This window comes from Cohnella sp. GbtcB17 (assembly GCF_019091135.1).
In the GTDB taxonomy this organism is placed as follows: Bacteria; Bacillota; Bacilli; order Paenibacillales; family Paenibacillaceae; genus Cohnella.
The window spans coordinates 34905-48167 of record NZ_JAGXJW010000014.1 but is presented as its reverse complement, the minus strand read 5'-3'; the positions used below and the strand labels follow the sequence as shown (position 1 = coordinate 48167).

At 59.7% G+C, this 13263-nt stretch carries 9 protein-coding genes; 2 read left to right on the top strand and 7 right to left on the bottom strand.

Going from position 1 to position 13263, the window contains the following annotated elements:
* Nucleotides 1-92: 92 nt before the first annotated feature.
* The 3 genes from KVT38_RS09825 to KVT38_RS09815 form a co-directional block, all read right to left on the bottom strand.
* The gene (locus KVT38_RS09825; RefSeq protein WP_217593529.1) at nt 93-1763 is read right to left on the bottom strand and encodes a response regulator; all 1671 of its coding nucleotides are present in this window, start codon (nt 1761-1763) and stop codon (nt 93-95) included.
* A gap of 5 nt (nt 1764-1768) precedes the next feature.
* Nucleotides 1769-3571, bottom strand: a complete 1803-nt coding sequence (locus tag KVT38_RS09820; protein WP_217593528.1) for a sensor histidine kinase — start codon at nt 3569-3571, stop codon at nt 1769-1771.
* Between the two features lie 101 nt (nt 3572-3672).
* Nucleotides 3673-7119 (bottom strand): S-layer homology domain-containing protein, encoded by a 3447-nt coding sequence (locus KVT38_RS09815; RefSeq protein ID WP_217593527.1) that lies wholly within the window; start codon nt 7117-7119, stop codon nt 3673-3675.
* A gap of 392 nt (nt 7120-7511) precedes the next feature.
* Here KVT38_RS09815 and KVT38_RS09810 point away from each other — a divergent pair, with 392 nt between their 5' ends.
* Together KVT38_RS09810 and KVT38_RS09805 are read left to right on the top strand one after the other, a co-directional pair.
* Nucleotides 7512-8063, top strand: a complete 552-nt coding sequence (locus KVT38_RS09810; RefSeq protein WP_368859076.1) for an SAM-dependent methyltransferase — start codon at nt 7512-7514, stop codon at nt 8061-8063.
* A 128-nt stretch (nt 8064-8191) separates the two neighbouring features.
* Nucleotides 8192-9235 carry a copper amine oxidase N-terminal domain-containing protein gene (locus tag KVT38_RS09805; protein WP_217593526.1) on the top strand — a complete coding sequence of 348 codons (1044 nt, stop codon included), beginning with the start codon at nt 8192-8194 and terminating at the stop codon, nt 9233-9235.
* Nucleotides 9236-9307: 72 nt separating this feature from the next.
* Here KVT38_RS09805 and KVT38_RS09800 read toward each other — a convergent pair whose 3' ends face one another.
* Genes KVT38_RS09800 through KVT38_RS09785 form a run of 4 tightly spaced genes read right to left on the bottom strand, consistent with a single transcriptional unit; the run spans nt 9308 to nt 13197 of the window.
* Nucleotides 9308-10549 carry a serine hydrolase domain-containing protein gene (locus KVT38_RS09800; protein WP_254639118.1) on the bottom strand — a complete coding sequence of 414 codons (1242 nt, stop codon included), beginning with the start codon at nt 10547-10549 and terminating at the stop codon, nt 9308-9310.
* Nucleotides 10550-10555: 6 nt separating this feature from the next.
* Nucleotides 10556-11437, bottom strand: coding sequence for an alpha/beta hydrolase (locus KVT38_RS09795; protein ID WP_217593524.1), 882 nt, complete (start codon nt 11435-11437; stop codon nt 10556-10558).
* Nucleotides 11438-11465: 28 nt separating this feature from the next.
* The gene (locus KVT38_RS09790) at nt 11466-12302 is read right to left on the bottom strand and encodes a carbohydrate ABC transporter permease (protein WP_217593523.1); all 837 of its coding nucleotides are present in this window, start codon (nt 12300-12302) and stop codon (nt 11466-11468) included.
* Nucleotides 12292-13197: a carbohydrate ABC transporter permease gene (locus KVT38_RS09785; RefSeq protein ID WP_217593522.1), complete on the bottom strand. Its 906-nt coding sequence runs from the start codon at nt 13195-13197 to the stop codon at nt 12292-12294. Before KVT38_RS09785 ends, KVT38_RS09790 begins: the two co-directional genes overlap by 11 nt.
* Nucleotides 13198-13263: the final 66 nt, after the last annotated feature.

Genomic DNA, 13263 nt, shown 5'->3' with positions numbered 1-13263 from the left:
GTATGTTGCGGTAAATACGGTACGATTTCATTATGAGGTCGACACGGCACGGCGAATATATTAAAGCGATTACATTCCTTATCCTTTTATATCTACTTGAGCGAATCGCGGTACTCCTGCGGCGTCAACAAGGTCGCCTTCTTAAAAAAACGAGTGAAATACGACGGCGAGTCGTACCCGATCCGCATGCCGACCTCGTGAATTTTAAGCGGGCTCTCACCGAGCAGCCGCTTCGCGCGCTCGATTCTCGTCCTCGTGATGTAGTCGCTGATGCTGTGGCCCGTCTTTTGCTTATACAATCTCGATAGGTAAAAAGGTGTTAAAAAGACGTGCTCGGCCAGCCGGTTGAGCGACAGATCCCCTTCGATATGCGTCTCCACGTACCGGTGAAGCTGCTCGACGACTTCGCTCGTCTCCTGCTCGTTGCCGCCATCCATGCGCTCGAACAGCAGATTCGCCAGCTCGCGGAAGAAGCCCGCAGCCTCCCGCCAGGAGCGATGCTCGCGGATCGAGAACAGCTTGCCCGGAATCCCGTCCGCCGCGCCGAGCGCTTCGAACCGGTTCAGATGCGGGATAAAGATCGCGGCAAGCTCGTAGAACACCTCGAGCGGCAAGCCCGCTTCCAGCGTCTCCGGCTCGCCGACGGCTTCGGCGATCTCGTCGAACAGCCGCTCGAATTTTACGCGCTCCTTCTGCATCAAATATTGGTCGAGCAGCCGAATGCGCTTGACCTTGCTTCGCGTCTGCTCGTCCCCGCTTCCCTTCGCCCTGCCGTCCGACAGCAGCATCTGGCTGCCGAGTCCGAGCCCGCGGCCGAACAGCTGCGACAGCCGCTCGTATTTGGATGCGAGCGCGTCCCATGCGAACGGGCCGCTGGAGACGACGAACGAGCACGCGAGCTTCAAATATCGGCTGCAGGCGGTTTGCACGGATTCGAGCATCCCGAGCAAGTAAGCGTGCAGATCGGCTTCCGGTTCGGCCTCCGCGTCGGCGCCTGCGTGCTGCGGCGGCTTGCCCGCGATCGCCTGACGATAGCCCGACGCAATCTTCGGCTGCAGCAGCCAGATCAGCCGTTCCTGATCGCCTCTGAAGTGAATCAAATCGAACTCCTGCGCGATGAACTCTTCCATAATGTTGTTGATCGAATAGGCGAACAGCGCCTTGTCGCCTCCGGCCGCATCCTCGCGCCAACGATCGATCCGGCCGACGGCCATGACGACCGGCAGATCGGGATCGAGCGGCACCTCCAGCTGCGCGAACCGCTCCCTCCGGGCGGCGGGCGACGAGGTCTCCCCTTCCAGCAGCCCGGTCAAATACTCCTTGCGCAGCGCCGGAAGCGCCAGCTTAAGCGACGAGCGGGCGCTATCGATCAGCCCTTCGTAGGTGACTTCCTCGGCAAGGAAGCGAATCGCCTTCTCGACCGAGGCCACGATCGGATCGTCGCCTTCCGTCTTCAGCACATAATCGATTGCGCCCGCGCGGATCGACGACTTGATATAGTCGAACGCATTGTAGCCGGTCAGGAAAATCGACTTGCAGCGCGGCCAGAGGCGCAGCACCTCCTTCTGCAGCTCGATGCCGTTCAGCTCCGGCATCTCGATATCCGTCAGCAGAATATCGATGCGCAGCTTCCGCGCGATCGCCAGCGCCTCCTGTCCGTCGAACGCCTGATACACCTCAAGCGGATAGTCGGACTGCGAGAACAGCTCGCTTAAGCCTTCCACGATGATCGGCTCGTCATCGACAATTACCATTCGGTACATGGCCGTCACGCTCCTTTTGCGTCATTGGGATCCGATGATGGCGCGGTTTGATCGAGGGACTGTGGCATCGGCAGTTTCAGCGTCGCTTGCATGCCGCCCATTTCGCCGCGGGCGACGGATACGCCGTACGCGGCGCCGAACCGGATTTGCAGCCGGCGGTGAACGTTCAGCATGCCGGTGTATTCCATCGCCGCGCCCTGTTTCTCCAGATTCGCTTGGATCCGCTGAAGGTCGGCGTCCGACAGCCGCTCGCCGTTGTCTTCGACCGCGATGAGCAATTGCCCCTCCCGCTCGGTCATCGTCACGGCGATCTTGCCGTTCCTGCGTTTGGTCTCGAGCCCGTACTGGTACGCGTTCTCGATGAACGGCTGCAGGATGAGCCGAGGCACGCGCAAGTCGCCGCAGCCTTCGGGCAGCTCGCCGAACTCGACGGCAATGCGGCTCTTCGCGAAGCGGATATTCTGGATCTCCACATATGCGCGCGAGTGTTTGATCTCCGCGTCGAGCGGCACATCGTCGGAGCCGTTGCGGGTAATGTATTGGAAGTATTCGCCTAGGTGCTGGCTGAAGCGGAGGACGTTGTCGTTATCGTTCATCTTCGCCAAGCGATACAAAATAAAATAGGTATTATACAGAAAGTGCGGATTGATCTGCGACTGCAGCTGCTTCAGCTCCGATGTCTGCGCGCGCAGCTTCTGCTCGTATACCTCCTGGATGAGCACCTTCAGATTGTCCGACATCATATTGAACCGCTGGAACAAGTAGTAGAACTCGTCTTGCGTCTTGGGCAGCGGCATCGGCTCCATCTTGCCCGCCTCCACCTTGCGGAATCCGGCGATCATCCGATGCAGCGGCTTGCGGATGAGCCGATACAGCCAGTAGGAGTAGGCGACGATAAAGACGAGCGAGACGAACGAGAGCCCCCATAGCAGCATCCGGAATTTTTCGATCTCGCCGACCATCTCGACCGACGGCACGTAGGCGATCAAATAATAACCTAATGTAGGCGAACGCTTGTAAGCGACAAAGTAGGCTTTCTTGCCCGTAGAGATCTGTGCGTAGCCTTCGCCCGCGTCGCTCTGTGGACGATTCCTCAAATAGTCCGTCAGCTCTTCGGTAAGCTCCCCGTCGGTCTGATCGTCCAAAGTCCAGCCATTTTCGGGATTGATGAGCTTCGCTCCCGCGTTCTTGTAGTCGGAGAAATTGTGCAGCGACTGCTTCATCATCTCCTCGTTGATCTCGATCGAGAGCGCGTACGTTTCCTTCATCTTCGGCAGGTCGGAGCCGGGATAAGCGATCGCCATGAACAGCCGGCCGTTCCAGTAATAGTTGCCGACGCCGCGGAGCTTGAATACGGAAGCGACAGCCTCATATTCGGGACTGATCGTGTCCGTGATCGTCTCGTCGCTCGATATCGTCCGCTTCAGCGTCAAAATATGCGCGCTTACGCTTTTAATGTAGCGGTTCGAGCTCTTGATCAGCTGCAGCTTGTCCTGAATGCGCTGCACCGTTTCCGTCCATTCTCCGATCGTCATCATATTGCTGATAAAAGCGGCGTGCTGGATGTCTTTGTCGACGACGTACTGCTGCAGCAGCCCCCTTGCCTGCTCGTTTTCTACCTCAAGCAGGTTGAGATAAAAATCGACCCGCGAATTGAGCGATTTCGACAGCTCCTCGCGGACGCTTTTTTCGCTCATCTGGTTCATCCCGAGACCGATGCCGTAGATCGGAGCGACCACCAGCAGGAACGCGATGATCAGCTTCGGGAAGATCGTCATTCTCCACTGCCGTTTCCGAAATACGTTCATTTCGAGCCGCCCCTTTCGTGAAATTGCACGACGTGCGCCATATAGCAAACAACCGACGACTCTTGCGAGACGTCGGTTGTTCCTCGATGCAAAGCACGGTTCTACTCGTTGTTGTTCGGGGTCATACGGACGAAGATCGGCTTCTCGGAGACAGAAACCGTCACTTTGCCGTCCGTGACGGCAAGCGGCGTTTGATTGCCCCCTAGCACCTTATCCTCAAGCGTCACGAGAGAGGCATGCGCCGTCCCTTCCGGAAGACTCAGCGTATAATCCTGCTTATTGGCGCCGCCCTCGTCGCCGTGCGAGGTTGGCAGCCACAAGGCGTATACGCCGTCGTCGCTCGCGGTCTCCTTGAATTTAAGCACCCATGGGCCTTCCAGCCCGCTGGCCCCGCCCTTCTCGACGATCGAATCGAAGCGGGTCGTATCCAGATATTGCTTCATCGTGCCGACATAATACCACGACGGCCGTTTCCGCGTCGATATCTGTTGGTTATCGTCGTAGTCGGTCGCGATCATGCCGCTCGAATTGAACCGGCCGTTGCGGGTGTCGTACGAGCCCGCATCGGGCATCATGTACTGCTGCACGCGGTCGATGCCGGCCGCGGCCAGCATCAGATACTCGCGGACGATCCAGCGTGCCTGCACCTCTTCCGCATCAAGTCCCGTATTGATGCCCGGATTGTAGGTTACGCCGTTCTTCTCGTATTCGATCGTTGCGCTGGACTGCGTCCCCTGCGCGACATCCCATCCGAACTCGGACAGCCAGATTTCCTTGTCGGCCAAATAGTCGTCGCGCAGCTTCACGAAGTTGGACATTCTCTCATAGATATGATCTTCTTCGGGAGACATGCCCGTCAGTTGATTTTCGGCGTTCGGATGCTTCACGCCTTCGCCGGCGTAATAATGACCGTTGATGACGTCGAACGGATAACGGACATAGCCCTCCAGAGAGCCGTTATGCGCCGCTTTCCACTGGTCCTCCGTCCGGTTCTGGTCGAACCACTTCATCATATCTTCGAAAAATTGGCGCGTCGATTGCCCTTGCCCGGCCGACTCGTCGTTATAGAAAATACCCGCCAATCCGCCCAGCACGAGCTTCGCGTTGGGGTCGGCCTGCTTGATGCCAACGTCCGGTCCCATCGTCCCCATATGACCGTCGTAGTCGGCGCTGGTCATCGCCGCGAATTGTGCGCCGGTGAAGTGACCCGGCAGATCTTCCTCGTTCCAGTTCTCGTAGTACTCGACCAGATCCATGCCGATCTTCTTCTCCGTTCCGGGCGCAACCTTGACGAGGTCGGGATCGAGATTCGTGTTGCTCCCGTATCGCGCGGCGTGCTGGAAAAAGCTTCTGCCGTGCGCCAGGTAGGAGCCGGCCTTCTTCGGGTCCTGATCTCCTTGCCAGTTCGGCCGCGGATTGCTTCTGCCCGAATTCGCCACGCCGCCCTGGAAGGTGATCGCGACGCCGACGCCCCGGTCCTTCAGCGCTTGATAGAAGCTGTCGAAGGCGCCCCAGGTGTTGTTGAATTTCGCTTCGGGATTTTGCGTCGTGGCCGAGTCGTTGAGCTGCCCGTCCGCCGTCTCTCCGTTGGCCGACCATTCGGTCCAGTTCCACGTATGATACTCCCGGATGAAGCCGATCGCTTGATTCACGTCCTGCGGCATGTTGAAAAAGCTGTTCGTTCCGACAAACTTGCCGAACGTGATATTCGACGGATCGAAAGGCGTTACGCCTTCCTGCGGACTTAGCTGCCACTCCTCTTCCTCCGGCGGCTCCTCGCCGAGTGGAACGCCGTACAGCGCAGCTTCGACAATATTCACGTCGCACGTAAACTGCTTGGAATAAATATCGCTGCCGCCGCCCGACCAAGAATATTTCTCGTCGATCGGAATCTTGCGGAACCTCAGCGAACTCGCCGTGACCCCTTCTTCGCCCAGATCGAACTTCACCCATTTGCCTTCGTTGGTGAGCGGATAGGAAATGAGCTTCCGGTCTCCGGCGTATACTTCCATCGTGCCGCCCATGACTTCATAGGGACTGCTGCCGTCCGCCGTATACGTCGACGGCGCGTATTTCTCGCCGTCATACAGGTCGATCTCAGTCAGCTTGTAGTCGCGCAGCAAATTCAGGTTCAGGTTCGTTACGGACGCATCGATCCACTGACTGGCCCCAGCGGTTCGCCATGTATTCGCGTTCGAAGATGCCGTGCTATCGATCGGCGGCATATAGGGATCGGCCGAATTCGGAGGCGCCGCCAACACCTGCTCGTACTCGTCGAACAGCTTGATCTTGTCGACGGCGTAATCTTCTCCGTCCAGCATTCGGTTCGTCACGTGAATCAGAATGGGTTCGTCATTGTTGTCCGGCGTCGGCGTCGGCGACCCCGTTGGTGTCGGTGTTGGCGTCGGCGACTCAGTCGGCGTTGGTGTAGGTGTTGGCGTTGGCGACTCGGTCGGCGCTGGCGTCGGTGTCTGCGCCGGCGGCGTATACACCGTCACCGGCGTCGCCGTCGGCCCGGCCGTCTGCGATCCGCCCTCCGTCAGAACGAATCTGACGCTAGAGGGAGATTGCGCCGTATATACCGACGGATCGGGCGCCTCAACCGAAACCTGGCCGGCTGCCTGGGAGATGGACATCTGCTTCTCGGTTACATTCCCGTCCACCGCCACATGGTCCGCGCCGGTCACGTAAATGCGGCCCGACACCTGCGCGTCATCCAGCCGGATTTCCGCATCAGGGCCGCTTTGAGCTATGTACAAATCGCCCTTGACCTTCATATGGCTCAGCTTGACACGAGAGGCATTGACGAACAAATTTCCTGCCACGTCCTGCGAGTAGGTCAGCGTGTACCCTTTGCCGCCTTCGACGGGTTCACTCACGATCACCGTTGCGATGCGGTCCAGCAGCGTGACCGCCTCCGCCATACTCATGGCGCGCCGCGGCTGAAAATCGCCGCCGGCCGTGCCGTTCAGGAGACCCTTCTCCCTGCCCACGCCGATGGCATTCCTGCTCCAGCTCGACATCTCGCCATAATCCCCGTAGGACTGCGCCTGATCGGAAGCATCGTCCGCCAGACCCAGCGCTCTCAGAATCGATACGGCCGCCTCTTCCCGATTGACCGGCTCGTTGGGTCGAAAATAATCGCCGGAGCCGTTGAGAATGTGGGCCGACGAGGCCAGCATGACGGATCCGTAGTACCAATCGTCTTCGGCCACGTCCTTGAAGCTCGCCGTATCGGTTGCCTTGTATCCGAACAATTCGCCGATGAGCGCAGCCCATTCCGCCCTTGTGATGGGCTTGTTCGGGTCCGTCACCGGATTCGCCAACATGCTGAAGTACCCCGCCTTGGACCATCTGTCCAACGGCTTGGCCGCCCAATGCCCGCCATAAGCGGAACCGACTGCAACGCTCCGAACGGACGGGGACGCTGTCCCCCCGGACCCGCCTGCGACCTCGGAACCCGCTGCGAAGACTTGTGTTGCCATCAGCAGACTTAACAGAAAGCTGACGAGCGGAACGCGCTTCATTCCCGGCAATCCTCTTCTCATCGCTCATCCTCCCGCATGCAATATCATAGAGCTCGTAGAGCTGGCATTGCTGCAACAATTTCATTATAAAAGTCCTCGAAAAGGATTAAATATCAATATAATGCCATTGATTGCACTTTCATATCTGATGTGGTGAAATGAATCGTAGGCTGCTAGGTTGAGCGTATACTGCAGCGATTCAAGCAAAGCCCCAAAACGTTGACAGCCCCCTTAGAGGCTACTTATGCTATGGAGAGATTGAGAGCGCAAGCCTCTCACTGGACGGAAATCCATGTTTACTTCGAAGGGGCGGTTAGCGGAAATGAGCGATACGCTCAGGAGGTTTGACCAGGACGAGCCGGCGATCGAACCGGCCCCGCCCTCCAGCCAGCTCGCGGCAGAGGCGCGCTGACGTGGCCGTGGCAGCGTATACGGCCGGCTGGTGGTTCGGCATGATCTCGGCGGGAGCGGTGCTGCTGGCCGTGTTGTCCATCGTCTGGCACAGCTGGCGCAACGGCATCTCGCCGATGCCGGCGTCCGCCCCCGTCCGCCGTGCGGTAGCGGCGGAGCTGCTGCGTCTGGGCCCGCGCGGCACGGCGGTAGAGGCCGGCTCCGGCTGGGGCAGCCTGGCGCTGCATACGGCGCGGCACTGTCCCGGTTGGCGGCTGATCGGCATCGAAAACTCGCCGCTGCCGCTTGCGGTGTCGCGGCTGCTGGCGAGGGGACGGCCAGGAATGCGATTCATGCGCGGCGACTTGTTCGCGTACCCTTACGAGGACACCGACGCGGTGATCTGCTACCTCTATCCCGGCGCGATGAATCGCCTTGCGCCGCTGCTCCGGCGGCATCTGGCGCCCGGCGCCTGCGTCATCAGCGTCTGCTTCGCGCTGCCGGGCTGGACGCCGGTGCGGACGGTCGTCTGCGCCGATCTGTACCGGACGCCCGTCTACGTCTATGTCCGCTAGGGCGGAGAGATTACCGCGATCCGTACATACACCCAACGGCCGCCAATCCCCCTGAATGTCGTCGTCCGTTTCGAGATACGCGCTTTCGGCTAATTCATAAAAAAGATGAGGGAAGGGATCGCTATTATATGAAGAAAAATCCGTTCATCCTATTATGCGCTTTGATAGCGATGCTGTTTGCGCTAACGCCGATTCCAGCCGCACATGCCGATTCTCCAGTCACCTCCACCGATTTTTATGAAGCGTATAAGGACGAACCGATCGTCCAGAAAGCCCTCCAAGCGGACGGCATGACTGCCGAACTCGCGGCCTACCTGGCCGATGAATCTTCGCCGCTCGCCCTGCGCGCCGCCGTCATCAATGCCATAGGCTGGGAGACCGAGCCGACCCAGCGCGCGGAAGCCTATGCGCAGCATGCGTACGGCCAGTCGCTTGCAACGCTCAAGCGGTCCGAGCTGCGCGGCGATGAGCGCTTTGTCATCGGCTACTTGCTGGCAATGGACGATTATCTCGATACGCGCAAGGCGGAGTTGTGGCTGGAGGAAGCACGCCGTCTGCTGCCGGACAGCTTCACCGCTGCGTTGATTCATGCCATCGTCCAAGCGCAGGAGGAGATGAAGGACGCCGGCTGGCCGCAAGTGTGGAAAACGGTCGCAGACGTGGCCTTCGATCCGGACCTCGAGATGGATATGCGGCCTGAAGCCGCCAAAATCATTATCGATTATATGGTGATGTACAGCGACAAAAAGGTGATCAACCCGTTTGCCGAAGAAAGCCGCCTTACCCTTCGAATCGGGGAGCGCGAATTTAAGCTGAACGGCGAGGCGTTCGAGATCGATCCCGGCTACGGCACGGCGCCCGCCTTGATCGATGGCAGCGCCTACCTGCCGGTTCGTTTCCTGACGGAGGCTGTCGGCGGAGACATTCGCTGGGACGCGGCCACGCACACCGTGCGGGTAGACACCGCCCATGTATCGATGAAACTGATCATCGGCGAAAAGACAGCTGTCGTAAACGGCGAGGAAAAGCAGTTGCTCGGCGCTCCTTACCTCTCGAACGGACGCACCATGCTGCCGTTCCGCTTCCTGGGCGAAGCGCTCGGCTTTGACGTCTCCTGGGACGCTGCAACGCGGGAGATCGGTTTGACGCTGGGCTCGCAGTCGCACAAGTAAAACGCAAACGGGATGAAGCAGCGAATGCCTCTGCTTCATCCCGTTTGGCTATTTCAGCTTCTTAGCCGCCCGCTATAACATGGCTCCCGTCACCGCGATCTCGAACTCGCGGGAGGCTTCGGCCTCGGAGCCGCCAGCGTTGGCCAGGTTGGTCATGAGCACGGCGAAGAGGTCCTTGCCCGGATCAATCCAGAAATGCGTCCCCCACGCGCCGCTCCAGCCGTAGCTGCCCGTCGTCAGCGGCGTCCCCGCGGACTCCCCGTCCGTGATGACGCGTATGCCGAGTCCCCACGTCTGCCACTTGGGGAAGCCCTCCATCGCGTCCGGAAGCTGCGGCGAAGCCATCTCCCTCACCGTGTCCGCACCGAGGATCCGCGTCCCTGCGAACGCCCCTCCGCCGGCCAGCATCCCGGCGAAGCGGCAGTAATCCTCCAACGTTCCGAACAGGCCGCCGGCCCCGGAATAGTAGGTCGGATGGAAGAATGGGTATTGTTGTTCCGTTCGTCTTAGCTCTTGGTCGACGCTCTCATACATAGCTACAATCCGGCGTCGCTGCTCCGCCGACAGAACGAACGTCGTATCGCGCATGCCGAGCGGCTCGAATATCGCCCGCCGCAAATAAAGATCAAGCGGCTGTCCCGAAGCGACCTCGACGATCCTTCCCAACAGATCGAACGCCGCGATCGGACTGTACCCCGTCAACGCGCCCGGCTGAAAATCGAGCGGCACGCTCGCCCAAGAAGGGATATGTCCGGCCAATGTCGCGCCTTCGCCGGGCATCCGCAGCTCGCTGAAGCCGACCGGGCCTTGCCCCAAGCCGCAGCTATGGGTGAGCAGATCCCGCACCTTGATCGGACGGATCGCAGGCTCCAGCGCATAAGAGAGCCCGATTGTCGGCATCGCTCCGGCCGGAGCCTCCGGGTCCGGTTCATAAGCAGCAACGGACGTTTGAACGTCCGGAACCGCAACATAACCCTCCCCGCCGAATTCCGGTATGAACGTCCCGATCGAATCCGTCAACCCGATCTTCCCCTGCTCGACCAAGGTCATGACGGCGACCGCCACGATCGGCTTCGTCATCGAAGCGAGCCGGAATACCGCGTCCTTCCGAAGCTTCCGCCCCTCTTCCTTATCCGCATCGCCCAAGGCCGAGCATAGCGCGATCTTGCCGCCCCGCGATACGAAGAAGCTCGCTCCCGCCAGCTTCTTCTCACGGATTCGCCGTTCGAACAGCTCCTCGACAAGGCTAAGCTTGCCTGCGTCGAAGCCGCCTTCCTCCGGCGTTTCCCAAGTCTCCCATGCTTCGAATGCCATCACCCGTCACCTGCTCCTTAGCCATGTCAGGGCCAATTCGAACCACTTTTGGCAGCCTGCTTCAATATGCGTATCGTCCGCCGCCGACGTGTCATCGGCCAGCGACAGTCCATGAACGCCGCTTTCGAACACGTGAAGCTCGTACGGTATGCCCCGATCCCCGAGCGCCATCGCCCACAGCAGCGAATTGCGGGCGCTGACGAGCTCGTCGGCCGCCGTATGCCATAGAAAAGTCGGCGGCGTACCGTCGTTCACGTATCGCAGCGGACTGTTCGCCTCCATTTCATCAATGGAAGGATCCGGTCGTCCGAAGTGCGCCCGGTAGACGAGCTTCTTGTACGCCTCCTGCTCCTCCCGCTCGAGCGCGAGCGTATGGTCGACGAGCGGGTACCCGAGCACGAGCGCGTCCGGACGCAAGAGGCTCGCCTCCGCCCCAAACCGCTCCCGCAGCATGTCGCCCGACCAATGCGCGCCCAGACTTGCGGCAAGATGTCCGCCCGCGGAGAAGCCGACGACGGCGATCCGCCCCGGATCCACGCGCCATTCCGCTGCGTTCCTCCGCACCGTCGCCATCGCTTCGGCCAATTCCAGCATCGGCTGCGGGAAGGCTGCATTATCGTTGCCCGGCGGACGCTCGTTCAAGTCGTGTACGTGTTCGCCGAACCAGGTCGTGTATCTCAGTACGAAGGCATGATACCCGTGCGCCGCGAACCGCAGCGCGACCGGCTCCGCTTCCCGGTCCGAGGTGCTCAGGTACCCCCCGCCTGGACAGACGACGACGGCCGGCCGCAGCCGGCCGGTCCGATACTCCCGGGAATCGTGCAATACGTATTTCTGCAGACGGGCATTCCCGCTTCCGACCTGCAGCGGCATCGTCTCTGCAAACATCCGTTTGCCGCCTCCCTTTCCAAGATCGTCATCCTTTAACCGCGCCGGAAGTCAAACCTTGCACGAAGTATTTTTGAAGGAATACGAAGAGCAGGAACAGCGGAACGAGGATCATGCAGATCGCCGCCGTCATCAAGCCCCAATCCGTCGCGTATTGGCCCTGGAAATTGATCAATCCGACGGTAAGCGGCAGTCCTTTCTCCGTCGTCAATGTCGAGATCTGCGCCCATAGCAGCTCCCCCCAGACGAAGCAGAAGTTTAGCACGGTGCAGGTCGCGATCGCTCCTCCCGTCAGCGGGAAGACGATCCGGAACATCGTGCTCATCTCCCCGCTGCCGTCCATTCTCGCGGACTCCAGCAATTCCGAAGGAATCGAGAGAAAAAAGTTGCGCAGGATGACGATCGTACCGGGAAGCAGCCACCCGACGTAAGCGAAAGTGACGGGAACGTACGTGACCCCGAGCAGCTTAAGCTTGGACATCATCATATAGAGCGGGAGCACCATCGATTCCGTCGGCAATATTTGAATGATCAAGAGCAAGCCGACGATCGCCCCGGCGAACGGAACCTGAAGCCGGGCGAGCGCATAGGCGGCAAAAGCGGCTACGACCGTTACCATGAACAGCGTAACCAGGGCGATCACGACGCTATTGTAGAAATATTCGCCCAGCCGGCCGACCTCGAAAGCTTGCGTGTAATTGTCGATGAAGAAAGAGCGCGGAAGCGCCCAGATGTCCGAGAAAAATTCGTCCGACGTCTTGAGCGAAGTTAAGAGCGTAAACAATAGCGGATACAGATTGACGACCGTCAGGCAGACGAGAATCGCCCTCATCGCATACCCGCCCAGCGGCATTCTAGTATTCATACACATTCCCTTTCGTCAGCTTCCTGGACAAGGCGATGATCACCGACACGACGATCGTCAGCATGACGGAGATGGCGGCGGAATAACCGAATTCATTGTACCGAAAAGCGACGTCGAGCATTCTGACGGGCACCGTCCGCGAGAAATCGCCCGGCCCGCCCCGGGTCATCGCCCATACGATGTCGTACGTCTTGAAGGAAAGAATCAGCATCAGCATCGTGACCAATCGAATCGTCGGCATGATGAGGGGGAGGATGATGAGGCGGGCTTGCCGGACGTATCCGAGCCCCTCCAGCTTTGCAGCTTCGAACAGCGAGCCGGGCAGAGCGACGATCGCGGTGTAGGCGAGCATCATCACGAATCCCGAGAACCGCCAGCCGCCGATGACGGCGATCGTCCACAGGACAATTCCCGGTTCCGCGAGCCACGCATGCTCCAGGCTTTGAAGGCCCATCGCCCGCAGCACGTGGTTGAGCAGTCCCGTATCGGGACTCAGGACAAACGTGAACAACAAGCCGATGACGACAAGCGGCATCATGGCCGGCGCGAAAAACACGAACCGGTAGAACGCCCCCTCCCTTCGCCCGGTCCGGTGAATCAAGAGCGCGAGCAGCAGCCCCGACAGCACTGCGATCGCGGAGGACACGACAGCGATGAAGATCGAGTAGTAGAATCCTTTGAGCGTCACCGTGTCTTGGAAAAAAGCCGTGTAGTTGCTCCATCCGGCCGCCTTCATCGCCCCCATGCCGTTCCAGGTCGCGAAGGAGAGAACCGCGTTCCATCCGATCGGAACGACCATCGTCGCCCCGATGAACAGTAAAGCGGGGATCAGGAACGACGTTCCGAGCAGTCTCGTTTTGAGCGTTAAAGCCGAACTCTGTTTGCCGAATTTCAATGCGTCGGACCTCCTGTCGAGCGAAGCGGGCAGCCTGAGACGAACGGGTCCCGGGTTGCCCGCTCC